The sequence below is a fragment of the Flavobacterium lotistagni genome, assembly GCF_011392125.1.
GTDB lineage: Bacteria > Bacteroidota > Bacteroidia > Flavobacteriales > Flavobacteriaceae > Flavobacterium > Flavobacterium lotistagni.
This window is the reverse complement of record NZ_JAAJBU010000001.1, coordinates 597,800-621,686: the sequence shown is the minus strand read 5'-3', so window position 1 is coordinate 621,686 and position 23,887 is coordinate 597,800. Positions and strand designations below refer to the sequence as shown.

Below are 23,887 nucleotides of genomic sequence, written 5' to 3'. Positions count from 1 at the left end.
TCCCATCACATGAAAAGAATACTTTTATTTTTAGCAATTTCAGTTTCCCTAATCTCTTGTAATAACAATAACAGCCCAGCCGCTGCAAAGGAGTTCAAAACAGCCTACGTTGACACTTCAAAACTGCTCGAAGAGTATACTAAAGCCAAAGACATTGAAGCTAAGTACAAAACCAAATCGGATGTTATGGGCAAAGAACTTCAGACCGAAGTAGCGCGTTTTAAGGCGGAAGCTTCTAGCTTCCAAAAGAATGCGCAAGCCAAAGGACAGGCATGGGCCCAGGAAAATGGTGAGAGATTACAGAAGAAGGAACAAGAGTTGCGTTACGCCCAAGACAGTATGCTTCAGCAGTTGCAACAAGAAAGCGGCGCAGAAATGGATTCGCTGGTTAAAAACGTTAAGAGTTTTATCAAGCAATATGGCAAGGAAAAAGGCTATGATTATATCTACGCAACGGGTGAAGCCGTCTCGATACTGTATGCAAAAGACCAATACGATATTACAGCCGAGATTGTAAAAGTCCTTAACGAGAAATACCAGTCTGAGGGCAACAAAGAGCCAATTAAAAAGTAAGTTTTTTGATTCAATAAAGGTGTCCTTGTTAGGCGCCTTTTTTTATAACGTATTCTAAATTACTGTTGTAACACTGATGAAGAAGTTCCTCCTGAGGTTGTTTTTGTTCCTGCTTCCAATTTTCTTGACTTTCGCGGCGATTGAGGTTTTTTATCGACTGGTTCCAAATAACTATGTCGTTAAAAATCAGCAGCTTAATAGAAATAAAAATAGAATTGAAGTATTGCTCTTTGGCGATTCTCATTGTCTTTATGGGTTGAATCCGAAGTATTTTTCGAAACCGACTTTTAACCTTTCAAATGTGAGTCAGACGATTTTTTTTGATCAATTACTATTTGAGAAGAATATTCCCCAATTGCCCCGACTGAAACAGGTGGTTTTTTGTATCGAGTACACCAATTTAAGTCAGGTTGACGATACTGGTGATGACCCTTGGCGCAAATTTTATTACCAACGATTTATGGGACTTCAAGTTCCGACAATTTCAGTTTTTGACCCTCGACAATACTCTTTAGCTTTGGTGCAGAATTTTGTAAGATTCAAGAAAATTCTATACCGGTATCTTCAAGAGGGTACAATCGTAGACTGCGACGCCTCCGGTTGGGGCACTAATTACAAAAAGCAGAACCGTACCGATCCGAACAAAGTGGCCCAAGAAAGGGCGCTGGTTCAAGAAGACGGTTTGATGGATTTTACCCTCAATAAAAACCGGATTCAGGCCATCATCAACCGATGCAAGGAAGAAAAGCTCCAAATTTTGATTGTTTCGATGCCTCAGACCCAAGTTTATGGGCGTTATTTAAACCCCAAGAAATTGCTGGCGATTCAGAAAGCCTGCTTCGAATTTCAACAGAAAAATCTGGGAACAGCCTACTATTTGAATCTTTTTAACGACGCTCGCTTTTCCGATGATGATTTTTATGATGCTGACCATTTAAACGATGTCGGGGCGACAAAATGCTCTAGAATCGTAAACGAGAATTTGTCCGCCATGGAAAAAACTCTACAATAAAAGTGTTACTTTTATGATTTTAATATCAGCCATATGGAACATTTTACCGCCGAAGCCCAACTGACTCTTCAGTTCATTAACCAAACCAAACGATCTGTATTTCTAACCGGAAAAGCAGGCACAGGAAAAACAACCCTGTTGCGCGAAATCATCAACACGACGCACAAGAATACGGTGGTGGTCGCTCCCACAGGAATTGCCGCACTCAACGCCAACGGAGTCACGATTCATTCGCAGTTTCAGTTGCCCTTTGCGGCCTTTATCCCAGAATACATCACGCCTGTGTTTTCTGAGACCGTGAAATTCGAATCCAAAAGTACCTTGTTGCGCCCCTTCAAAATTAGCGGAGCCAAGAAATCGGTATTAAGCAAAATGGAACTGCTCATCATAGACGAAGTCAGTATGTTGCGTGCTGATTTGCTTGATGCCATAGATTTTATGCTGCAAACCATTCGCAAAAGCAAACTGCCATTTGGAGGCGTGCAAGTTTTGTTTATTGGCGATTTGCTGCAGTTGCCTCCGGTGATTAAACCCTCTGAATGGCAAGTACTCCGAAATTATTACCGCGGAAATTTCTTTTTTCATTCGAAAGTCGTAACCGAAAATCCGCCACTATACATTGAACTTTCGAAGATTTTCCGACAATCTGACGAGCATTTTATTTCCCTGTTGAACCATTTGCGCCACAACCAAATTAGCGTGAGTGACATGCAATATCTCAATACTTTCGTACAACCTGATTTTGATTTGAAATCCCATCCAGGTTATATCCTGCTCACGACGCACAATGCCAAAGCAGACGCCGTGAATCAGCAATCTCTAGCAGATTTGAACGCGCAAGAACAAATTTATTTCCCTGAAATCGTAGGTGATTTTCCCGATAAGATTTTTCCCGTAGAAGCAGAACTAAAACTCAAAGTCGGCGCGCAAATCATGTTTGTCAAAAACGATTTATCGTATAATAAGCAATATTTCAACGGAAAAATGGGCGTCATTGAAGCCTTGTCTGAGGCCGAAATCTTAGTGCATTTTCCCGAAGAGCAGCGTTACATCACAGTGGAGAAATACGAATGGCAAAATATCCGATACCGAGTTAGCGAACTCACCAACGAAATCGAAGAAGAAGTATTGGGCACTTTTGTGCATTATCCGATAAAACTAGCTTGGGCCATTACGGTTCATAAAAGCCAAGGCCTTACTTTCGAGCGGGCGGCGCTTGATGTATCTGAGGTTTTCTTGCCTGGGCAAGCCTACGTCGCGCTTTCACGATTGCGCAGCCCAGAAGGTTTGGTATTACTTTCGCCTCTAAAAATGAACGGTATCACCAATGACCAACAAGTCATGGATTACGCCAACAGCAAAATGACGCAGGACGACCTTGAAGTAGCCCTACAACAAGAAAGTAAAATATTCCTTCGCGATTATCTCAAACAGGCTTTCGATTGGTCAGCATTAGTGCAGCTTTGGCGACAGCATCAATTTAGTTATCGCGAAAAAGGCACCTCATCGGAGAAAGCCAAGCACGCCCATTGGGCCAAGCAAAATGCCGATACAATATCAGAATTGTTGGTGCCAGCAAGAAAATTCAGCGCTCAACTCGATCAACTCTTTACCGCCGCAGAACCAGATATGGACTACATTTCAGAAAGAGTCCAAGCCGCGCATGACTATTTTTTCAAGCCTTTAGACCAACTCTTGCGTGACATTCTTTGGAAAAAAGAGGAAGTGGGGCGCGTGAAGAAAGCCAAAGCGTTTTTCGAAGAATTGCTCGACCTAGACGAGGCACAAACCGAGACTGTTTTGCAACTGCTCAAGGCAAAAGCATTAGTGGAGACGATTCAATCCGGAGCGGCATTGTCAAAAGAAAAACTGCAATCCACATCGATTAAAAACTATAAGTTCAATTTGATTGAATCAGTTCGAAGCCAATTCCTAGAAGCTAATCTTACCCTGATTGAGAATGAGCAGCAGACAGAACGCTATACCGATAAGAAAACCAAGAAATCAAAAGAGCCTAAAAAATCGACCTACTTGGTCACCTACGAGTTGTGGCAGCAACAGCACACAGTAGCCGATATTGCAGAGTTGCGAAAACTCAGCAGACAAACTATTTTCAACCATTTGGCAAAGCTCATCGAAATAAAGGCAATCAATATAAATGATATCTTAACGGAAGATAAAATAAGTGCATTACAGCAAGCTTTTGAAGGCTACCAGGAGGTTTCGCTGAGCCCGCTCAAAGAAAAATATGGCGAGGCTTTCACTTGGGACGAACTCAAAATGTTCCGCGCCAGTTTAGGCAAAGCCGTTAGCAATCAGCCGAGCCAATAAACGGCTATCACCGCCGGAATAAAGTAAATCACAATGGTTCTGGCTCCGTCGTAATCTTTTGCCAGCCTTTGTCCGAACAAAAGCATGATTAAGGTAACGCACGAAAAAACAGCGCCATAGAATCCGAAAAGCCTTTCGTTTTGCAGCCAAAGTTGGATTGCGCCGACAACACAAAGAACGCCGGAAATCAGTTCCAGAACCAAAAGATGCAGCAATGCCAGCGGAATGTGGTTGCTTAGGCTGGTTTTGGCAAAATGTTCTTTAAGCCAAGCCACATTGCCCCTCCAGTCCATGACTTTGTCGTAACCAGATTGGATAAAGGTAATGGCCAAAAAAATCAAAATCAGCATCGAGGCAGCATTCGGCATGGGTTATTTTTTATGGATTAAACGCGTGAGTTTGATCGACAAATCGGTCAGAATAATTTTGGCATTTCCGTTGCGCTCAATATGATACATCGCGTCGGAAAGCTCTTTAAAAATCTCGTGGATATTATTGCCGTTGACAAAAGGCGCGAAATTCTCGAGTTTGAATTTCTCGATTTTGGGCTCCATATACACCAAGCTAGTGGCTTGATAATTCAACAGCAAAGCCTGACGAAACAAATCAATACAGTAACCCAGAAACTTTTTTTGCGTTTCACGACCCAAAGCCGCAATCTGTTCGCTCCACTGAATCAAGTCTTGAATCGCTGCAGCATTTCCCTTGGCTCGAAAAGCGGCCCGAACCCAGTCTACAAACCACTTTTCAAACAAAATATCTTCGCCAGTTTCATTTAAAAGTTGTAGGGCTTTATTAAAATTTCCTTGTGATTGGTGCGCTAGTTTTTTAGCAGTTCTCGGATCGATTTCTTTGCGCTCGATAAGAGTTTCGGCAATGACTTTTTCGGGTAACGCACTGAATTGAAGCACTTGGCAGCGTGAGCGAATGGTTTTAATGATGTCTTCTTCGTTCTCGGCAATTAAAATGAAAACCGTTTTGTCTGCAGGTTCTTCGAGAAGTTTAAGCAGTTTGTTCGAAGCTTCGATGTTCATTTTTTCAGCGTACCAAATAATAGTGATTTTGTATCCGCCTTCGTATGCTTTGAGCGATAAGGATTTCAAGATTTCTTGTGCATCTCCCACCCGAATTTCGCCTTGTTTGTTTTGAACACCAAGCAATTGGTACCAATCAAACAAACTTCCATAAGGGTTATCAGCTAAGAAATTTCGCCAATCCGCTACAAAATCTAAGCTTTTGGGTTTGGTCTTAACGTCTTCAGTAGTGACTGTCGGGTAGATAAAATGCAAATCCGGGTGCGAGAAATGCTGGAATTTCAAATTACAAGCTTCATTACCACCTAGGTTTTCATCGCCCGAATTCTGACACAAAATGTATTGCGAATAAGCAATTGCCATTGGCAAAGTACCACTGCCCTCTGGACCAACGAATAACTGTGCGTGCGGAACGCGGCCCGAAAGGGCGCTCTTTCTAAGATGGTTTTTAAGGTAATCCTGGCCTAAAATTTCTGAAAATAGCATCAGCAAATATAACTGAAACTTGGCAAGCGCCCAAACCAATTGATAAAGCGAATAGACTGCTATTTCAGCCAAAAAATTTAAATCGTATATTTGCGCCAAATTCCTAAAAAATAAATCCGATGAAAACTTTGGCCGATTTCGATTTTAAAAACAAAAAAGCAATCATCCGCGTAGATTTTAACGTGCCGCTCGATGAAAATTTCAACGTGACCGATGCCACCCGAATCGAAGCCGCCAAACCAACCATTGATAAGATTTTAGCAGACGGAGGAAGTGCAATTCTAATGTCGCATTTAGGACGACCAAAAGGAGTAGAGGCAAAATATTCCTTAGAGCATATCGTGAAGAAAACCTCAGAAATTCTCGGAGTTTCTGTAAAGTTCGCAAATAATTGTATTGGTGATTCTGCTCATGAAGCAGCCACAAGTTTAAAACCTGGAGACGTTTTATTACTTGAAAACTTAAGATTCCACACAGAAGAAGAAGCTGGCGATGTAGCTTTTTCAAAAGAGTTAGCGTCTTTGGGCGACATCTACGTAAACGATGCTTTTGGAACGGCCCACCGAGCCCACGCATCCACTACCATTATTGCTCAGTTTTTTCCTGACAAGAAATGTTTCGGCACTTTACTCGCTAAAGAAATTGAAAGTCTCAATAAAGTGTTGAAAAATAGCGAAAAACCTGTTACGGCTGTTTTGGGCGGTTCTAAAGTTTCTTCCAAAATAACAGTAATTGAGAATATATTAGACAAAGTAGACCACATGATTATTGGCGGCGGAATGACTTTCACTTTCATCAAAGCTTTGGGAGGAAAAATAGGTGATTCTATTTGTGAAGATGACAAACAAGAACTTGCCTTAGAGATTTTGAAAGCCGCTAAAGAAAAAGGCGTTCAAATTCATTTGCCGGTTGATGTAGTGGCGGCGAACGCTTTTTCAAATGATGCAGCAACCCAAATCTCTGACGTTAATACGATTCCTGACGGATGGCAAGGTTTGGACGCCGGACCAAAATCATTGGAACAATTCCGCGAAGTGATTTTGTCTTCAAAAACCATTTTATGGAACGGCCCTTTGGGTGTTTTTGAAATGCCATCGTTTGCAAAAGGAACTATTGCTCTTGGAAATGACATTGCAGAAGCCACAAGTAAAGGCGCTTTTTCACTAGTTGGAGGCGGAGATTCGGTAGCTGCCGTGAAGCAATTCGGCTTGGAACCCAAAATGAGTTACGTATCTACCGGAGGCGGCGCAATGCTTGAAATGCTCGAAGGAAAAACCTTACCCGGAATTGCAGCCATTCTTGATTAAATTCACAATTAACACGTCGAATTTTTTAAAAATACAATATTTAGCACAACTTTAAGTTATCAAATTTGCGAACTTTGTTATTAGATTGTTATTTTTGCCGCAGCGCAAAGGTTTGATAAATAACCATTTGTAAATGTTATCCCCAGTTTTCTTTCTATAAGAGAGCCAAAAATAAACACTATGAATTTAAAGAAAATCACTTTAGCGGCGAGCTTGTTCCTTACATTACAAGCGTTTGCTCAGGATTTTTCCACCAAGCCCCAAAGCAATATTTCCTATCTCGATTCCATTAAAAAAACTTTCATCAAAGACAATATTGCTTCATGCGTGGATAGCTTGTGGCTTAAAGAACTAACAAGCCTAGACTTGTACAATGATTTAGAAGCCGACATTAAAACCATCAATCTCGACCAAAAAGTAGATTACGAATTGCCCACCGAATTGCTCAAAGCGCGTTTGAAGGAAATGGATTCGAAGTCTCCGTTCAACATCGAGTACAACCAAGGTTTAGAGAACATCATCAAGTCGTTTTTGAGAAATCGCAAGAAAGCATACGAAAGGTTAATGGCGATTTCAGAATATTATTTTCCGCTTTTCGAAGATGCTTTAGCCAAACAAAACGTACCACTTGAAATCAAGTATTTGGCGGTAGTAGAATCGGCATTGAACCCGAAAGCGGTTTCAAGAGTTGGCGCCACCGGACTTTGGCAGTTCATGTACCAAACCGGAAAACAATACAATTTGAATATTGATTCGTATGTTGACGAACGCAGCGATCCGTTAAAAGCTAGTGAAGCCGCAGCGCAATACATGACCAATATGTACAAAATTTTTGGCGATTGGGATTTGGTATTGGCATCATACAATTCAGGTCCGGGTAATGTGGCCAAAGCCATCAGACGTTCGGGCGGACAGCAAAATTTCTGGAACATCAGAAAGTATCTTCCGCAAGAAACCCAGGGTTATGTACCAGCATTTTTGGCTACGATGTATATCTACGAATACCATAAAGAACACGGTATTAAACCTAACCGCGCGCTGGTAAAGCACTTTGCTACAGATACCATTATGATCAAAAAACAGATCTCTTTCAAGCAGATTTCAGATTTGTTAGATATTCCTGTGGCACAGTTACAAATGCTCAATCCGCAATTCAAGCTCAATGTGGTTCCGGCTTATTTCGACACCAAACATTACTTGAGATTGCCGTCTGAGAAAATTGCTGTTTTTACCTCGAATGAAGACAAAATATATGCTTACGTGCAACATGAAGCCGACCAACGTGAAAAGCCGTTTTCTAGAATGCAACAAGCTTTGGCTTCGCGGGATTCTTCTTCAACGCAAGAGAGTTATTTGGTTTCAAGAACCAAATTTCACAAAGTCAGACGCGGCGACAACTTGAGTGAGATAGCCGATCGTTACGATGTTTCGATTTCTGATATCAAAAAATGGAACAAACTCAAGAGCAATAAAGCGCCTTTGGGCAGAAATCTGAAAATTATTACTGCCGAGCGAATTGCAGCAAAAGCCAAGAAAGTCAAGAACGATACTATTGCTATTGTTCCGATAAGCAAGACAACCGCTACGGCCGTAGTTGAGGCTACCCCAAAAGAGCAGAAAGTTTACAAAGAGGAAAAAGTGGTTTCTTTTAAAGATGTTACCAAAACACACAAAGTCAGAAAAGGGGATAGTTTAGGTGAAATTGCTGACAAATACGGCGTGGCGATGAGCGACATCAAAAAGTGGAACAAACTCAAAAACAACAATGTTCCGCTGGGCAAAAAACTCAAAATCATCACCAATGAAAGAGTGGTTACTACCGTCAGAAAGTTAGTTAAAACTGATAAAAATGAGGCTTTGGCGGCGGTGGATAAAACCAAGAAAGATACCGATACTAATGAAGATTTCTACATTGTTGAAAAAGGCGACAATTTGAGCAGCATCGCAAAAAAATATAATGTGACTGTGGATGACCTCAAAAAATGGAACAACCTTGAAGACAATAACATTCAATTAGAAAGCAAGTTAAAAATTGCTGATATTAAAATCAACCACGAAGACCAACAAGAAAACGAACCTGTTGTGAAAACTGAGATCAGGAACGTGGAATATGTGGTGCAACGTGGTGATAACTTAGGCGTGATCGCCAGAAAGAATAACGTAGCGGTTTCAGATTTGAAAATGTGGAATGATTTGCAAGACGACAACATCCAATTGGGAGACAAACTTATTGTAGGCAAAAAACTCATCGCTGATAACAATCAAACAATTGCAGAGAACTCAACTAAAAAAGATAAAGCCGCAAAGAAAGCTAAAGAAAACCACTATTATGTTCAGAAAGGCGATTCACTATTCAGTATCGCTAAAAAATATCCTGGCGTAACGGTTTCAGATATCAAGAAATGGAACGGCATCAACGGCAACTCCTTAAAACCGGGAATGAAACTCAAAATAAACGGTTAATCTAAAAAATTGATTTAAATTTAGGGCTTATTTCAAACCATGAAAAAAGCCCTTTTTTTTGTGCTTATCCTATCGGGAATTTTCTGCTCGTGCTTCCAGAAAAGAAATAACGAGACGGAAAAAACTTCGGGCAAAATCAATACGATTTCGGTTATCATTGACGATCAACTTTGGAATGGCGAAGTGGGCGACAGCATTCGCAACAAATTCGCCTCGCCGGTGATTGGTTTACCGCAAGAAGAACCACTATTCACCATCAATCAATATCCGGTGAAACTTTTAGAAGGTTTTATGACCAATTCGCGAAACATTATTGTGGTAAAAAAGCAACCTGAAAACAAGTTTGAAATTGTTCGTAACGAGTACGCCAGCCCACAAAATGTATTTCATATTTCAGGAAAGAACGCGGCGGTTATTTTAGGATTGATTGAAACCCATTCGCCAGAAATTATTCAGAGAATGCGTCAAACGGAAATCGCCGAGAATCAGCGCATCATTGATACGGCGAGAATCAATACCCAAAAGATTAGGAGGAAATTTAAAATAGATTTACACATTCCAAAAGGTTACAACTATGTTTTGCAGCGCCGCAAGTTCATCTGGCTCAAGAAAGAAATTACTAGCGGCAATACCAGCATTTTGATTTATCAGTTACCGCTCAATAGTTTTGCCGACGATCGCGAGGTATTGCAGCATATTATCCGAAGCCGTGATTCTATAGGAAGATTGTACATTCACGGAACCGCGCGCCGCACACAAATGGTGACCGAGGATTCTTATTCGCCCTATTTGTTTCACACCAACATCAACGGAAAGGAAGCCTACGAAGCCAAAGGCACATGGGAACTCAGCAATGACTATATGTCTGGGCCGTTTATCAACTACAGCATCATTGATCGGACCAAAAGACGGATTTTGGTACTCGAAGGTTTTTGCTATGATCCTTCAAAAGAAAAGCGAGATTTGATGTTTGAACTCGAAGCCATTATTAAATCAGTGGTCTTTTCGGTCAAAGAAAACAAAAAGAAGTCATGAGTTTAAACTGGAAAATAAAGCCATTTGCGGCACTTTCAGCCGATGAGTTATACGATTTGTTGCAATTGCGCGAAACGGTCTTTATCGTGGAGCAAAATTGCATTTACCACGACATTGATTCCAAAGACAGGAAAGCATTGCACCTAATCGGCGAAGAAAACGCTGAAATCGTGGCTTATGCGCGGCTGTTTGATGCGGGTGATTATTTCCAAGAAAGTTCCATCGGCCGTGTGGTGGTGAAGCCTGAATATCGCCATAAAAAAATAGGGCATGAATTGATGCAAGAAGCAATTCAAGCAATTGCAGCCCGTTTCCACACCAATCAGATTACTATTTCAGCGCAATTATATCTGAAAAAATTCTACGAAAGCCACGGTTTTATAGCGCTTGGTGAAGTCTATCTTGAGGATGATATCGAACACATCCGAATGAAGAAAAAATAATCAAATTTTAGTGATCACGAGTTCTACCCGACGATCGTATTCAGAGCCTTTCCCGAGCGGAACTGAGTTTCCGTAGCCTTTGTAGGTCATCCGCTTTTTATCAATTTTTTTGAAGACCAGGTACTTGAAAACTGATTCGGCGCGGTTCGACGACAAATTTCTTTTCCGGGTTTCCCGATCGATGGCTTCTTTTTGGTATGGTGGCGTGCAGCAAACATGGCCTTGGATCTCAAATTCTAATTTGCGGTATTTTAGCAACAATTTCGCGATTTTATCTAGTTGGGTTTTGGCCTGAAAAGTCAGCTTGCTACTGCCGCGTTCAAAAAGCAAATTCTCCAAGTAAATATGATCGCCAATCATGTGTTTGTTTTGAATACTAGTATAAAAACCAGGCAATTCAATTTTTGGTAGGGGCTTGAGGTTCAGCACCAAATCCACGCGGCGGTTTTTGGATCGGCGCTCGGGTAAGTTCTCCACGATATCGTCATCAATCAAAATCCGGCCTTTGCCTTCGATGGTCACGATGATTTTATTTTTGATGCCGCTTTGCATCAGTTTTTCTTTGATGGTGTTGGCCCGATTGGTAGACAATTTGAAATTATAGGCATCTTTACCCACGTCGTCGGTGTAGCCAAAAATCTCGATAGATTCAATTCGGGTGGAATCGGTGTTTTTGATGAAATCTACCACTGCGGTTCCTTGTTTTTCGTCGAGATTGAATTTGTTGGTTTCAAAGTAAACCGATTGTACTACTTCTTCTTGAGCGTAGAGCCAGCTATAGCTAAGCAACAATAAAACAGGGAAAAATTGCCTCATTATTTCTTTAAAATTTTATTGTATTCAGACGGATTGGCTAGAATTGAAACGGCCTTTTTCACTTCTGCATTATTTCTGATGTAATATTGATAAAGCCCTTCTTTATATTGGTATCTTTTAATGATTTCGTCGAGAATTAAGTTCTTGATTTCCTTCTGGTTGCGGTTGAGCTCATTTTCTTCACTACGCTGAATGGCAGCCATGAGTTGCTGGTACTCGGCAGCAATGGCACCGTCAATTTTTTCTGTTTTTGCTGCAGCAAGAGTATTCTTGAGTGCCAATTCAGACTCGGTGTCGAAGTTGAAATTTTGTTTTTTCAAAAAGGCTTTGAAATCAGAAAAATCGTCATCGGTTATGACCGGAATCGTGGTTCCTAAATTCGGATGTTTATAATAATAATCCGTTACGTAATTGAAAATTCCGTCGTTCTTCACAAGTTTTTCTACAATTGGACTCAGTTTGGTTTCGTCCATCACGATGTCAGGTAAAATCCCACCGCCATCATAAACCGTTCTGCCTTTTTTTGTTTTAAAAGCATTGTAATTATCCGAAGTGGTTCGCACTGCATGGCCGTCTTTGTCTTTGTTCCAATAATCGAGTGCTTGGATACAGCGACCTGAAGGTGTGTAATACCGGGAAATGGTTACTTTGAGTTGGGTGCCGTAAGTTAAATCTACTGGGCGTTGTACCAATCCTTTGCCGAAACTGCGTGATCCTAAAATCACGGCGCGGTCTAAATCTTGTAAAGCGCCTGAAACAATCTCTGAGGCTGAAGCACTTTTCCCATCTACAATAATCGCCAACGGAATTTCAGTATCGATAGGGTCGCGGTTGGTTTTATAAGTGTTGTTGTGTTTCTCAACTTTCGATTTGGTCGTCACGATTACTTCGTTTTTGGGCACAAAGAAACTGCAGATTGTAACGGCTTCATTGAGCAAACCGCCGGGGTTTCCGCGCAAATCCAAAACGATTCTTTCGGCGCCCTGGTCTTTGAGCTTTTCCAATGCCTCTTTGGTTTCTAGGGCTGCTTTGGCTGTAAATTGCGAAAGCACAATATAGCCAGTTTTGTCGTCTATTTTGCCGAAGAACGGTACCGCCTTAACTTCCACTTCGCCCAAAGTAATGGTAGCGGTTGCGGTTTTGCCTTGACGGATATATTTTACGTTGATTTTGGTATTTTTTCCGCCTTTGAGCAGTTGTGAAGCATCTTCGTTGAAATCTTTCAAATCCACGTCGCCAATTTGTATGATCTCGTCGCCGGCTTTCAAACCAGCTTTATCGGCCGGAAAATCTTTGTAAGGTTCTTTGATAATCAGCTTGTCTTCTTTGCGCATCATCAGCGCGCCAATTTCAGTGTATTCGCCGGTATTGTTGATTTTGTATTTAACTACGTCTTGTTCGTTGAAGTAATTGGTATATGGATCCAAGTCGGCGAGCATGCTTTTAATAGCCTTGTCCATGAGCTGTGCAGGATTGGTTTCATCTACATAATTGGCGTTGAGCGATTTGAACAAGGTCGTGAAAATTTCGATTTGCTTGGCCACTTCAAAAAAGTCTTCCTTGAAGCTCACTCCCACAAACAGAAAAGCACCGGCCACTGCAGGAATGATATATCTTTTTTTAAATGCTGCTGGCATGGTAATAGGTTTTTGAAATTGGGTTTAAAATCCTTTGGAGCGGAGTCAAATATAGCGGTTTACCGATGAAAAACAATAGAAATTAAGATTTCGTTTTCGCTTGAATTTGAGCCGAAAATTTCTCAAACAATTGAACGGTTTTCTCTTGGATTTTAGTATAGGGCAAGCGTTCTGAAGTTTGGTAAAAAAGCATAAATCCATGTGGCTTATCGATACAGCCGTGAAGCAAGTGTTGGTTGAGCCGGTAAGTTTCTCGCAAAACACGTTTGAAATAATTGCGATCGGTGGCGCGCTTGAAGTATTTTTTAGAAACCGAAACCCCGACGGTTGTTTTCGCATCGTCTTGCTCAAGGGCAATGTAAACCAGTCGCAAGGGAAACTTCGATACTGACTTTCCTTGAGCAAAAAGCAAGTCGATTGTTTTGCTGCTTTTGAGTTTCTGAGATTTAGGATAGGTAAATTTCATCTTTCTGGTTTCGGGGCAAAGGTACAAAGCCAAAGGTAAAATCAAACCAATTGCAATTTTGAAAATCTACCTCCGAATTGTGTTAGGAATTTTGTTTTAACAGGAATTAATTTTATTAGAGTAACCCGAAAAAAACATTTCAAGATACTGAGCAATATCCGTGAGTTGAAGAAGCAACTGCTACAAGTAAAGCAGATAAAACGAAAAGCCCTCAAGTATTTTAGTTGAGGGCTTTTCTATTATTTTTTGTTTTCGATTTTGGGCGCTGCCGGGAAAACATTGTTCTCTTGCTTCACATCGGCCATTAAGCCGCTCGGGTCAATGGTGATTTTTTTAATAGAAGTTTTCGCTTTGCTCAACTCAAAGAAATAACGCGGGCTGGCCCAAGCCCAATCCGACAAAACGGTTCTTTTGATTTCTGGGTTCGGGTTGTCTTTCTCGAAATTCATCATCCGTAGCGGAATGTAAAAAGATTCTTTAGTGCCGTCGGTGTATTCCACTAAAATGTCGAGCGGCATCGGCATCCTTCCGATTCTCTCCAATGTAATACCGGTTCGAGGCACGCCATCGGTAGCGCTTTCTACATTTTGAATGGCGTAGTCGATCGTATTGGTGGTTTGCGTCCAGTCTGTAAGATACCAATCGAGGTTGGCTCCAGAAACCCTTTCCGCCGTTCGTTTGATATCATTTGGTGTAGGATGTTTGAATTGGAAATCGCGGTAATATCTCTTGAGGGTTTTCATTAAATTTTCGCGCCCGATCAAATAGCCCAATTGCGCCAGAAAAACGTCACCTTTGCTATACGATGTGATGCTGTAAACCTGATTAAAATCATAGCGGTCTGAATGCGTGCTTTGCGGTTGTTCCTTGCCTGAATTCACCATATAATAATAACCATCGTAAGAGCCTTTGTGCGGATTATCCACTTTTTTGACGGCAATTTCGTTCATTCCTAAATCTTCCAAGAACGAGGTAAAACCCTCGTCCATCCATCCGTGTTTGCTTTCGTTAGAGGCCAAAACATGCTGAAACCAAGAATGTGCCATTTCGTGAGCAATCACCCCGATAAGGCCGTCGTATTCACCTTCACCAAGAATCAAAGTGCACATCGCGTATTCCATACCGCCATCGCCACCTTGAATTACTGAGTACTGATCATAAGGATATTTGCCCACGGTCTGGTTATAGAACTGCATCAGACGCGCGGTTTCGGGCTGTGCTTTTTTCCAATTGTCGATGATTTTCGGATTGTTTTTGTACAGAAAATGCAAGGTCGCACCGCCGGGAATCTGATAGACATCGTGCTGGTAATTTTTGTCGGCTGCCCAAGTAAAATCGTGTACGTTCGGAGCGAGGAAATGCCAAGTCAGGGTTTTGGTTTTTTTAGGATAATTCACCGTTACGCCGGTGTCTTGGTAACCTTTTCCGATTTCGTTTTTGTTTTGAAGATAACCGCTGCCGCCCAGAACATAGTCTTTGTCGATAGTGATTTTGACATCGAAATTGCCCCAAACACCATGGAACTCACGCGCAATGTACGGATCGGCATGCCAACCTTCGAAGTCAAATTCGGCGATTTTCGGATACCATTGGCTCATTGAGAATTCAACGCCCTCAGCATTATTTCTGCCCGAACGTCTGATTTGTACCGGAACTTGTCCGTCGAAATCTAGGCTGAAAACTGTTTTAGAATTTGGCAGAATTGGCTTGGGCAAGGTCACTTCGAGAATCGTTCCGACTTCTTTGATATTGGCAGAAATTCCGTCTTGCTTGAAGTTGGAAATCTTTAAATAACCGATTTCGTTTGGTTTGAGTTTGGCAATGCGGCTTTCTTTAACTTCCTTTCCGTCTACTTTCACTTTGGTCACCATTCTGCGGTCTGGATCGGCAATGGATTGTAGGCGCATATCCATCTCACTGCCGGGTTGGAACGCATTGTTGTACAAATGATAAAACACTCGTTTCAACGTATCGGGCGAATTGTTAGTGTAAACCAACTCTTGAGTGCCTTTGTATTGATATTTTGGTGCGTCGACCACAACGTTCATTTTATAATCAGCATGCTGTTGCCAGTAACCGGTTTGCTGTGACCAAAGAAAACTCCCGATTGAAAACAGCACAAAAGAAAAGATTGATTTCATAAATAACGGATTGATTAAAAACAAAAATAAGCCTGAAGTTTCAATTTCCTTGCAGGCTTATTCTTTTATTTTCAGAGAGGATTAACCCCTTACTTTTTTGCTCTTGCTTTTGACAGACATTTTCTCGGCCATTTTAAAGGCGTTGTAGGCGTTGACGATTTTACCTGATTTGCAAATGTCGGTCATGGCTTTTTTGTCATCAGGGTTTCCGCCTACAATTACTTTGTCGGTAACGGCAGTTCCTGAATTCATCAAAATATACTTCACTTGTTTGGCAGTCAGGTTCGGGAAATAAGAACGAATCATCGCAGCCACACCGGCTACATTTGGAGAAGCCATTGAAGTACCTTGCTCGTATTTGTAGGTATTGTTTGGCGTAGTAGCATAAATTTCCATTCCAGGCGCATAAACATCTACATTGAGTTTTCCGTAGTTAGAAAACGGTGCGATGATTTTCTCGCCATAGTTGTAGCTCAAAGCGCCTACGGTAATCATGTTGTCAGCAAATTCTGTTTTCTTGTCGTCGGAATCATTTGGAAAATTGCTTTCCACATCGATATCCTTGGCATCATTTCCGGCGGCGTGAACAATAAGAACGTCTTTCTTTTCAGCGTATTTAATCGCGTCGTAAACCCATTGTTTGTGCGGTGAAAAACTCTTTCCGAAACTCCCGTTGATTACTTTGGCGCCATTATCTACTGCGTAACGGATACTTAGAGCGATATCTTTGTCGTACTCATCACCATTAGGCACGGCGCGGATGGCCATGATTTCAGCGTTGTCAGCGATTCCGTCGCCGCCTAAATTGTTGTTGCGGCTTTGGGCAATGATTCCCGCAACATGCGTTCCGTGCAAAGCATTTTTCTTATCAGGGCCATAAACGATGTTGTTGCCGTAATGCGTGTTGGTCATGTCGTCTGGGTTGTCGCCCAAGATTTTTCTGCCGTCAAAGTCTTTGTTGAGGTTGTAATTGAGCATGTCGTACACCTGATTTTTATAGTCGTTTAAACCGTCGTTGAAATCCGGTCCGGCTTGCCCGATAACGCTAATCATGACTTGCTTGCTGCGGTTTAGCGAAGGGTCGGTCGTTTCAATCGCTTTGACTTCTTCGAGGGTATAATTGTCTTTTTTCAGATAATCTTTGATGTCTTGGTTGGCTTTGAAAAGAAAGTCAACTTGTTGCTTGCCTTGAAGGTTTTCCTGATACATTTTCTCATGTTCAGTTTTAGCGGCTTTGTATTCTGGTGAACCATCGTCAGTCTTTTTCAGTATTCGAGTCATTTCAAGGTTCTCGTTTCCAGAATCACCCAAGAAATTCCAGCCGTGAATGTCATCGACAAAACCGTTTTTATCATCGTCAACTCCATTGCCTGCTATTTCTTTTTTGTTGGTCCAAAGCACATTTTTCAAATCTTCGTGTTCGATATCGACACCTGAATCGATTACACCAACAATTACTTTTTTGCCTTTTCTGTTTTTGATTAGTTCTGAATAAACTCGGTCAACACTCATACCCGGAACGCTGTCTTTACCTAAATCGAGATGGCTCCATCTTTTTAGTTGCTCATCGGTGAGTTGTCCTTTTTTTGCAGCAAAGCTAGTGCCCTGCGCTTGCATTGAAAACGACACTGTGGCACTTAGGAGTATCGAAAAGGAAATTGTTTTAATCAAATTCATAGTAAATAGTTTTATTGGGCCAAAAATAATCAGCTTTGAGGCGAAAACTCGGCAGGATTAACATTAATTTAGTATGCGTACAAAAGCAACTGAATCACTTCAGGAGTAACCTATTTTGTTGGTTTAACGAGTTAGTTCAGAGAAAAATCGAAAGAACCAACTGGATAGCGGTTATGAAAAGCAGTACAAAAATGTTGACTAATTTGAGCATAAACAAGATTATGGTTGACAGTTTTTAATGATTTTTTTTAAAGTGATATTGAGGTTTTCTAGTTCCTCTATAGTGATTCCGGTTTGGGCGACTTTTCTGTTTTGCAACACCAAGCCTTGAACTTTGTTGATGATTTCCTCACCATCGGGTGTTACTTTTAAAATTGAAGTGCGGCGGTCTTTCGGGTTGACTTTTCGATCCAAATATTTTGATTTAACCAACAGTTCAATAATTCGTGTTATGGAAGCATTGTCTTTAAAGGCTTTTTCCGCAAGGCTTAGTTGTGAAATCCCGGGGTTTTCCATCAGTACTTTAATCACCAACCACTGGTCGACGGTGATTTTGAATCCATTTTCGCGTAGTTTTTTCTGAGAATACACACGATAAGTTCGAATGGCTTTGTCGAGCAAGTAGAAATTGATGGTTTCGAGTCGTTCCATTGTGTAAAAATAGAAATGTTTAAAAAGCAATGATAAGATTGAAAATAGATTTATAAACAATCAAACACACCATTGTGGTTTTAGAACGACAAACTTAAAAATGATAAATCAAAAATTGACATATCAATAAAATAATTAACATATATTTATAATTGAAAATCAATCATTAAGGCTTAAAATATATCCAGACTACCGAATACTTCTTTCAACCGAACGCCTTTTTCGGTATGCTCGACTGTAATGAGTTCGTTGTGTGCGTCGTGCTCTAAGAACAAGTAATAATTGTTGTCGGCCGCAGCATTCATAAATTTTTCCTTTTCGGGTAAGGTAAGTAACGGTCGAGTGTCATAACCCATGACGTAAGGTAGCGGAATATGTCCGGCGGTAGGCAATAAATCTGCCATGAAACAAATAGTTTTGTCCTGATACTTGATGTGCGGAATCATCATTTTCTCGGTATGACCGTCTACGAAGAAAATGCCGAAACCCAATTCTGATGCTTCGGTAAAGTCAGATTCTGGTTTGGTGATGAAGTTCAATTGGCCGCTTTGCTGCATCGGTAAAATATTCTCTTTCAAAAATGACGCTTTTTCTCGCGCATTTGGTTCTGTGGCCCATTGCCAGTGGTTTTCATTGGTCCAGAATTTAGCGTTTTTGAAAGCAGGTTCGTAGCCGGTTCGGTCTTTGTTCCATTGGATGCTACCGCCACAGTGATCGAAATGCAGGTGCGTCATAAAAACGTCGGTCACATCATCTCGGTGAAAGCCGTAATTGGCCAGTGATTTATCTAAGCTGTGTGTGCCCCATAGCGAGTAATAACCAAAAAATTTCTCCGATTGTTTGTTGCCCAAACCGGTATCAATCAAAATCAAGCGATTGCCATCTTCAATTAGTAAACATCGCGCGGCAATATCAATCAAATTATTGGCATCGGCCGGATTGGTTTTGTTCCAAATGGTTTTCGGCACTACGCCAAACATGGCACCGCCGTCTAATTTAAAATTGCCGGATTCAACAGGATATAGTTTCATTATTTTATTACTTTAAACAAGGATTTTAATTTAGGGTTTTCTAGAATCTGATACGATTCGGTTTTAATCATTTTATCGATATATCGTATACGTTCTTTGGTCATCGGATGTGAACTCAAAAATTCTGGAACCGCAAAATCAGCGTCTTCGAGCCTTTTAAATAAATTGGATACACCTCTCGGATTCACTTTATTTGCCACAACGATTTTGAAACCTTCTCTATCGGCTTGTTGTTCGAATGCTCTGGAGAAAGAAAGCGATTGTAAACTGTTGATGTTGTCGCCAATAGTTGCCATCACTCCGTTGACATCGCCTAAAATCGTCGAAATTAATAGGTAACCCGACAAATTCCGGCACATCATTTTCATCGCGTGTCTTTCATTAACATGCGAAACTTCATGTCCTAAAAGCGCAACGAGTTCATCATAGGATTTCATTTCTTTCAAGATACCGGTGTAAACCACAATATTTCCGTTGGGAAGTGCAAATGCATTCACGGTTTCCGATGTTACAACGGTGAAATGCAGCTTCTTGGTATTGTTGAGTTTCAATTCTTGGGCAAACTGATTCAGTGCTTTGCTGCGAGCCGTATCAACAGAGGTGAACATCATATTTTGATCGAAAAAAGCATCACCCAGCTTGTTGTCATATTCCTCTGGAATCAGCGCGACAGATTTTTCTCCAATCCAAGGCACGACATACAAGTACGACAAAACGATTAGCCCCAGAATCAGCAACGCGACCAATGCGTGAAGTGGGAAACCGTAATTAATCAACCGTTGGTATAAATTCGTCGTGGCAGCTCTTTTACTAGACTCAATAGCGACGATTAACTCAGGGTCGTCAATCACCAATTGCTGAAAAAGCGCTTTGCCGTGTTGCAGTGTTATGCTGTTTTTATTTGATGTCAAGGTCACCGATTTAATTTCCCATAACTGCTCTTGATTTTCGGTTTGAAAACTCAAAATGCCTTTTTGCTTGTCAAAATACAAGTGGACGGTTCTTGGCACTGAAGACTTTCCGTCGTAGAAAATAGCGGTAAGTTGTTCAGCCATTTTACATTACAAAATCAAGATCAAGCATATCACTCACATCCTCGCCGGTAGCATCGTTGAAGTTGTCTTCGGTTTGGTTGATAGAATCCAAATCAATATTGCCTTCAAGGATGATGTTATCAAACAAATATTCGAGCGTTCTGGTAGCGGCCCAAGCATAACCCAAACCTAAAGTAAAAACGATAATCAGCAGGTTGACAATTGCCAGTTGAAAAAAGCCTCCGCCGGTAACGGTCGAATTCAATTGAATCGATTCGCCGTCTTTCTCTAGCCAAAGATTGTTCACATAAAAATCAAAAAGTTCTTTCTGCCACCAAAATATGTAAATCCCGAAGGTAATTATTGTCAGGAAGTAACCTTTTAGATTCAACAAGAAATAGTCACCGCCGTCACCACGGTATTCAAATTCAATATCGCCGAAACGAACATTGCCCAAAACATATCTTCGCAGGTTGACGTGCATCCAAGAGCCGTAAATCCCGAAGGTGATAATCGTGAGTAACAACCATTTGAAAAAACTCGCAAACAGTTCATTTCGTTGGCCTCGATAGCCAAAACGAATGCCTCGCCAAGACGTTCTGGACATTCTGTAACGATACGCGCCGTGAATCGCTAAAGGCAGAATCGCCAGAAATGCGCAATAAAATACCAAGATGCCGATGATAGGCATTTGCAAATAGATAAAAAGGAAGAGCAAACCATAAATCAAAGCGAATAAAATTAAGACTTTGATAAACCCTTTGAACATTTCTTTTCCGGTGCCATGGAACGCAAAACGGTCATCATTCAAGGAAGTTTCGCCATAAAGGTATTTCAATTTGTTGGCCTTGGCCCACGGATAATACAAACCGAGCGTAATAACAGTGAGTAGCCAATTAACAATAATAACACTAAAAAAAGCGCTTCCGGTACCATGGAAACGCAATTGGTAATTCCTGACTTTTGGTGAAATAACTTCCATAATTGGGTTTGGTTTAGATGTTTTTATGACTGCAAGATATCGAGTTTTTTCAATTTTTTAACAAATCGAGTTTTTTCTTTTCTGAACATCCGCTATAAAAATGTTAACGAATAAATGCCAAACACTCAAAAGCAGTATATTTGCATCGTTAATTTAGACAAAATCAACACAAGCTATGATTCAAGTATCTGATACAGCCAGCAAGAAAATAATTGAGATGATGAAAGACGACGGTTTTGATGCTGCCAAAGATTACGTTCGCGTGGGCGTGAAAAGCGGCGGATGTTCGGGGTTGTCGTATGAGCTCAAATTTGATAAAGAAACCGGTGAGAATGATAAGGTTTTTGAAGACAACCACGTGAGAATCGCCGTTGAAAAGAAGTCTTTTCTTTATTTGGCTGGCACCGTTTTAGAATTTTCGGGTGGGCTTAACGGAAAAGGTTTTGTGTTCAACAATCCCAATGCCAGCAGGACTTGCGGTTGCGGTGAATCATTCTCTTTATAAAATAACATTATGTCAAAATACACCGAAGACGATTTAAAAATCGAACTCGAAAACAAAGAGTACGAATACGGTTTTTACACCGACATTGAATCAGACACGTTTCCCGTCGGTTTGAATGAAGACATCGTGCGCGCTATTTCCAAACGCAAAGAAGAACCCCAGTGGATGACCGATTGGCGCATCGAATCGTTCCGTGCTTGGAAAGAAATGACCGAACCCGAATGGGCCAATGTGCATTACGAAAAGCCAGATTTTCAAGCGATTTCCTACTACTCAGCGCCAAAAAGCAAAAGCAAATACGCGTCCTTAGATGAAGTCGATCCGGAATTACTCGAGACTTTCAAGAAGTTAGGAATTTCAATCGATGAGCAAAAAGCACTAGCTGGCGTCGCGATGGATATTGTAGTCGATTCAGTTTCGGTGGCAACTACTTTCAAGAAAACGCTATCGGAAAAGGGCATTATTTTCTGTTCCATTTCTGAAGCGATTCGCGAATATCCCGATTTGGTCAAGCAATACTTGGGAACAGTAGTACCCCAAAAAGACAACTTCTATGCAGCTTTGAATTCGGCTGTATTTTCAGATGGCTCGTTTTGCTACATCCCGAAAGGCGTTCGCTGCCCGATGGAACTTTCCACCTATTTCAGAATCAACCAAGCCGGCACCGGACAATTCGAAAGAACTTTAGTCATTGCCGACCAAGGCAGTTACGTTTCTTATCTTGAAGGATGTACCGCACCGAGTCGTGACGAAAACCAACTGCACGCGGCGGTTGTAGAATTGATTGCTCTGGATGATGCCGAAATCAAATACTCAACAGTTCAAAACTGGTATCCCGGAAACAAAGAAGGTCATGGCGGCGTTTTTAATTTCGTGACCAAAAGAGGTTTGTGCGAGAAAAACGCCAAAATTTCATGGACGCAAGTCGAGACCGGTTCAGCCGTTACCTGGAAATATCCATCCTGCGTTTTGAAAGGCGATAATTCCGTGGGCGAATTCTACTCGATTGCCGTGACCAACAACTTCCAACAAGCCGACACCGGAACCAAAATGATCCATTTAGGAAAAAACACCAAGTCAACGATTATCTCTAAAGGAATATCGGCCGGGAAATCACAAAACAGTTACCGTGGTTTGGTACAAATTGGATCGCGTGCTGAAAACGCTCGGAACTTTTCCCAATGCGATTCACTTTTAATGGGCAACAATTGCGGCGCGCACACTTTCCCGTACATCGAAAGCAAAAACCCAAGCGCCAAAATCGAGCATGAAGCCACGACTTCCAAAATTGGCGAAGACCAAGTTTTCTATTGCAACCAGCGCGGTATTCCAACAGAAAAGGCAATTGCACTCATTGTCAACGGTTTCAGTAAAGATGTACTCAATAAACTTCCGATGGAATTTGCTGTAGAAGCTCAAAAACTGCTAGAAATTTCGCTCGAAGGCAGCGTCGGATAATTTAATACAACACCCAAACGGTTCTCAATAAAACAAACATGTTACAAATCAAGAATTTACACGCTTCAGTAGAAGACAAAGAAATATTGCGAGGCATCAACCTCGAGGTAAAAGCCGGCGAAGTCCACGCGATTATGGGCCCGAATGGTTCGGGAAAAAGTACGCTTTCTGCCGTAATCGCAGGAAACGAAAATTACGAAGTTACCGACGGAAAAGTATTTCTAGACGGCGAAGATTTATCAGATCTTTCACCTGAAGAACGCGCCCACAAAGGCATTTTCCTTTCGTTTCAATATCCGGTAGAAATCCCGGGTGTTTCGGTGACCAACTTCATGAAAACCGCGATCAATGAAACGCGCAAAGCCAATGGCAAAGAAGAAATGCCGGCCAACGAAATGCTCAAGCTGATCCGCGAGAAATCCGAACTACTCGAAATCGACCGCAAGTTTTTGTCACGCTCGCTCAACGAAGGATTTTCCGGCGGTGAGAAAAAACGCAACGAGATTTTTCAGATGGCGATGCTCGAACCCAAACTCGCGATTCTCGACGAAACCGATTCAGGGCTCGATATCGACGCGCTGCGAATCGTGGCCAATGGCGTCAACAAACTCAAAAGCGAAAAGAACGCTGTGGTAGTCATCACACACTACCAAAGGCTTTTGGATTATATCGTTCCGGATTTTGTGCATGTTTTGTACAAAGGCAAAATCGTGAAATCGGGCGGAAAAGAACTCGCATACGAACTCGAAGAAAAAGGCTACGACTGGATCAAGCAAGAACAAGAAGCATAGAAGCTGGCAGCTTT

At 41.4% G+C, this 23,887-nt stretch carries 22 protein-coding genes; 10 read left to right on the top strand and 12 right to left on the bottom strand.

From position 1 onward, the window contains the following. Nucleotides 1-9: 9 nt before the first annotated feature. The gene (locus G4D82_RS02680; RefSeq protein ID WP_166334188.1) at nucleotides 10-573 is read left to right on the top strand and encodes an OmpH family outer membrane protein; all 564 of its coding nucleotides are present in this window, start codon (nucleotides 10-12) and stop codon (nucleotides 571-573) included. Nucleotides 574-601: 28 nt separating this feature from the next. Here the strand turns inward: G4D82_RS02680 and G4D82_RS02675 are convergent, their stop codons facing one another. Continuing rightward, nucleotides 602-817, bottom strand: a complete 216-nt coding sequence (locus G4D82_RS02675; RefSeq protein WP_166334186.1) for a hypothetical protein — start codon at nucleotides 815-817, stop codon at nucleotides 602-604. A 57-nt stretch (nucleotides 818-874) separates the two neighbouring features. Here G4D82_RS02675 and G4D82_RS02670 point away from each other — a divergent pair, with 57 nt between their 5' ends. Beyond that, nucleotides 875-1,585, top strand: coding sequence for a hypothetical protein (locus tag G4D82_RS02670; RefSeq protein ID WP_166334184.1), 711 nt, complete (start codon nucleotides 875-877; stop codon nucleotides 1,583-1,585). Nucleotides 1,586-1,618: 33 nt separating this feature from the next. Then, a complete protein-coding gene (locus G4D82_RS02665; protein ID WP_166334182.1) occupies nucleotides 1,619-3,916 on the top strand; it encodes a helix-turn-helix domain-containing protein in 2,298 nt (765 codons plus the stop codon). Here G4D82_RS02665 and G4D82_RS02660 read toward each other — a convergent pair. Beyond that, a complete protein-coding gene (locus G4D82_RS02660) occupies nucleotides 3,901-4,284 on the bottom strand; it encodes a DoxX family membrane protein (RefSeq protein WP_166334180.1) in 384 nt (127 codons plus the stop codon). The genes G4D82_RS02665 and G4D82_RS02660 overlap by 16 nt on opposite strands. 3 nt (nucleotides 4,285-4,287) lie before the next feature. Then, entirely contained in the window at nucleotides 4,288-5,436 is a 1,149-nt protein-coding gene (locus G4D82_RS02655; protein WP_166334289.1) for a DNA polymerase III subunit, read from the bottom strand. 119 nt (nucleotides 5,437-5,555) lie between these two features. Between G4D82_RS02655 and G4D82_RS02650 the strand changes: the two genes are divergently transcribed. From G4D82_RS02650 to G4D82_RS02635, 4 genes are all read left to right on the top strand, one after another. After that, on the top strand, nucleotides 5,556-6,743 hold the full coding sequence (locus G4D82_RS02650) for a phosphoglycerate kinase (protein WP_166334178.1): 1,188 nt from the start codon (nucleotides 5,556-5,558) through the stop codon (nucleotides 6,741-6,743). 180 nt (nucleotides 6,744-6,923) lie between these two features. Next, nucleotides 6,924-9,206, top strand: coding sequence for a LysM peptidoglycan-binding domain-containing protein (locus tag G4D82_RS02645; RefSeq protein WP_166334176.1), 2,283 nt, complete (start codon nucleotides 6,924-6,926; stop codon nucleotides 9,204-9,206). 39 nt (nucleotides 9,207-9,245) lie between these two features. Then, nucleotides 9,246-10,241, top strand: coding sequence for a DUF4837 family protein (locus tag G4D82_RS02640; protein WP_166334173.1), 996 nt, complete (start codon nucleotides 9,246-9,248; stop codon nucleotides 10,239-10,241). After that, a complete protein-coding gene (locus G4D82_RS02635; protein ID WP_166334171.1) occupies nucleotides 10,238-10,684 on the top strand; it encodes a GNAT family N-acetyltransferase in 447 nt (148 codons plus the stop codon). The genes G4D82_RS02640 and G4D82_RS02635 overlap by 4 nt, the downstream gene beginning before the upstream one ends. Here the strand turns inward: G4D82_RS02635 and G4D82_RS02630 are convergent, their stop codons facing one another. From G4D82_RS02630 to G4D82_RS02590, 9 genes are all read right to left on the bottom strand, one after another. Next, entirely contained in the window at nucleotides 10,685-11,500 is an 816-nt protein-coding gene (locus tag G4D82_RS02630) for an OmpA family protein (RefSeq protein ID WP_166334169.1), read from the bottom strand. Continuing rightward, the gene (locus tag G4D82_RS02625) at nucleotides 11,500-13,137 is read right to left on the bottom strand and encodes a S41 family peptidase (protein ID WP_166334167.1); all 1,638 of its coding nucleotides are present in this window, start codon (nucleotides 13,135-13,137) and stop codon (nucleotides 11,500-11,502) included. The genes G4D82_RS02630 and G4D82_RS02625 overlap by 1 nt, the downstream gene beginning before the upstream one ends. Nucleotides 13,138-13,219: 82 nt before the next feature. Further along, nucleotides 13,220-13,603 (bottom strand): ribonuclease P protein component, encoded by a 384-nt coding sequence (rnpA, locus tag G4D82_RS02620; RefSeq protein ID WP_166334165.1) that lies wholly within the window; start codon nucleotides 13,601-13,603, stop codon nucleotides 13,220-13,222. 239 nt (nucleotides 13,604-13,842) lie between these two features. After that, complete coding sequence (locus tag G4D82_RS02615; RefSeq protein ID WP_166334163.1) at nucleotides 13,843-15,744, bottom strand: M1 family metallopeptidase; 1,902 nt, start codon at nucleotides 15,742-15,744, stop codon at nucleotides 13,843-13,845. Nucleotides 15,745-15,825: 81 nt separating this feature from the next. Continuing rightward, nucleotides 15,826-17,421, bottom strand: a complete 1,596-nt coding sequence (locus G4D82_RS02610; protein WP_166334160.1) for a S8 family peptidase — start codon at nucleotides 17,419-17,421, stop codon at nucleotides 15,826-15,828. 219 nt (nucleotides 17,422-17,640) lie between these two features. Beyond that, nucleotides 17,641-18,072, bottom strand: a complete 432-nt coding sequence (locus G4D82_RS02605; RefSeq protein ID WP_166334158.1) for a MarR family winged helix-turn-helix transcriptional regulator — start codon at nucleotides 18,070-18,072, stop codon at nucleotides 17,641-17,643. A gap of 173 nt (nucleotides 18,073-18,245) precedes the next feature. After that, nucleotides 18,246-19,103, bottom strand: coding sequence for an MBL fold metallo-hydrolase (locus G4D82_RS02600; protein WP_166334156.1), 858 nt, complete (start codon nucleotides 19,101-19,103; stop codon nucleotides 18,246-18,248). Further along, nucleotides 19,103-20,158: a M48 family metallopeptidase gene (locus tag G4D82_RS02595; RefSeq protein ID WP_166334154.1), complete on the bottom strand. Its 1,056-nt coding sequence runs from the start codon at nucleotides 20,156-20,158 to the stop codon at nucleotides 19,103-19,105. Before G4D82_RS02595 ends, G4D82_RS02600 begins: the two co-directional genes overlap by 1 nt. A gap of 1 nt (nucleotide 20,159) precedes the next feature. Further along, nucleotides 20,160-21,119: a YjgN family protein gene (locus tag G4D82_RS02590; protein WP_166334152.1), complete on the bottom strand. Its 960-nt coding sequence runs from the start codon at nucleotides 21,117-21,119 to the stop codon at nucleotides 20,160-20,162. 175 nt (nucleotides 21,120-21,294) lie between these two features. Here G4D82_RS02590 and G4D82_RS02585 point away from each other — a divergent pair, with 175 nt between their 5' ends. The 3 genes from G4D82_RS02585 to sufC are packed head-to-tail and all read left to right on the top strand — an operon-like array spanning nucleotide 21,295 to nucleotide 23,873. Then, entirely contained in the window at nucleotides 21,295-21,624 is a 330-nt protein-coding gene (locus G4D82_RS02585) for a HesB/IscA family protein (RefSeq protein WP_166334150.1), read from the top strand. A gap of 9 nt (nucleotides 21,625-21,633) precedes the next feature. Then, the gene (gene sufB, locus G4D82_RS02580) at nucleotides 21,634-23,082 is read left to right on the top strand and encodes a Fe-S cluster assembly protein SufB (protein WP_166334148.1); all 1,449 of its coding nucleotides are present in this window, start codon (nucleotides 21,634-21,636) and stop codon (nucleotides 23,080-23,082) included. Nucleotides 23,083-23,120: 38 nt separating this feature from the next. Next, nucleotides 23,121-23,873, top strand: a complete 753-nt coding sequence (gene sufC / locus G4D82_RS02575) for a Fe-S cluster assembly ATPase SufC (protein ID WP_166334145.1) — start codon at nucleotides 23,121-23,123, stop codon at nucleotides 23,871-23,873. Nucleotides 23,874-23,887 lie beyond the last annotated feature (14 nt).

Coding starts and splice junctions, on each gene's coding strand:
- G4D82_RS02635 (WP_166334171.1), top strand. CDS start 10,238: ATGAGTTTAAACTGGAAAATAAAGCCATTTGCGGCACTTTCAGCCGAT.
- sufC (WP_166334145.1), top strand. CDS start 23,121: ATGTTACAAATCAAGAATTTACACGCTTCAGTAGAAGACAAAGAAATA.
- G4D82_RS02665 (WP_166334182.1), top strand. CDS start 1,619: ATGGAACATTTTACCGCCGAAGCCCAACTGACTCTTCAGTTCATTAAC.
- G4D82_RS02605 (WP_166334158.1), bottom strand. CDS start 18,072: ATGGAACGACTCGAAACCATCAATTTCTACTTGCTCGACAAAGCCATT.
- G4D82_RS02680 (WP_166334188.1), top strand. CDS start 10: ATGAAAAGAATACTTTTATTTTTAGCAATTTCAGTTTCCCTAATCTCT.
- G4D82_RS02655 (WP_166334289.1), bottom strand. CDS start 5,436: ATGCTATTTTCAGAAATTTTAGGCCAGGATTACCTTAAAAACCATCTT.
- G4D82_RS02640 (WP_166334173.1), top strand. CDS start 9,246: ATGAAAAAAGCCCTTTTTTTTGTGCTTATCCTATCGGGAATTTTCTGC.
- G4D82_RS02650 (WP_166334178.1), top strand. CDS start 5,556: ATGAAAACTTTGGCCGATTTCGATTTTAAAAACAAAAAAGCAATCATC.
- G4D82_RS02645 (WP_166334176.1), top strand. CDS start 6,924: ATGAATTTAAAGAAAATCACTTTAGCGGCGAGCTTGTTCCTTACATTA.
- G4D82_RS02585 (WP_166334150.1), top strand. CDS start 21,295: ATGATTCAAGTATCTGATACAGCCAGCAAGAAAATAATTGAGATGATG.
- G4D82_RS02660 (WP_166334180.1), bottom strand. CDS start 4,284: ATGCCGAATGCTGCCTCGATGCTGATTTTGATTTTTTTGGCCATTACC.
- G4D82_RS02610 (WP_166334160.1), bottom strand. CDS start 17,421: ATGAATTTGATTAAAACAATTTCCTTTTCGATACTCCTAAGTGCCACA.
- G4D82_RS02600 (WP_166334156.1), bottom strand. CDS start 19,103: ATGAAACTATATCCTGTTGAATCCGGCAATTTTAAATTAGACGGCGGT.
- G4D82_RS02675 (WP_166334186.1), bottom strand. CDS start 817: ATGAGAATCGCCAAAGAGCAATACTTCAATTCTATTTTTATTTCTATT.
- G4D82_RS02615 (WP_166334163.1), bottom strand. CDS start 15,744: ATGAAATCAATCTTTTCTTTTGTGCTGTTTTCAATCGGGAGTTTTCTT.
- G4D82_RS02625 (WP_166334167.1), bottom strand. CDS start 13,137: ATGCCAGCAGCATTTAAAAAAAGATATATCATTCCTGCAGTGGCCGGT.
- G4D82_RS02595 (WP_166334154.1), bottom strand. CDS start 20,158: ATGGCTGAACAACTTACCGCTATTTTCTACGACGGAAAGTCTTCAGTG.
- G4D82_RS02590 (WP_166334152.1), bottom strand. CDS start 21,119: ATGGAAGTTATTTCACCAAAAGTCAGGAATTACCAATTGCGTTTCCAT.
- G4D82_RS02630 (WP_166334169.1), bottom strand. CDS start 11,500: ATGAGGCAATTTTTCCCTGTTTTATTGTTGCTTAGCTATAGCTGGCTC.
- rnpA (WP_166334165.1), bottom strand. CDS start 13,603: ATGAAATTTACCTATCCTAAATCTCAGAAACTCAAAAGCAGCAAAACA.
- sufB (WP_166334148.1), top strand. CDS start 21,634: ATGTCAAAATACACCGAAGACGATTTAAAAATCGAACTCGAAAACAAA.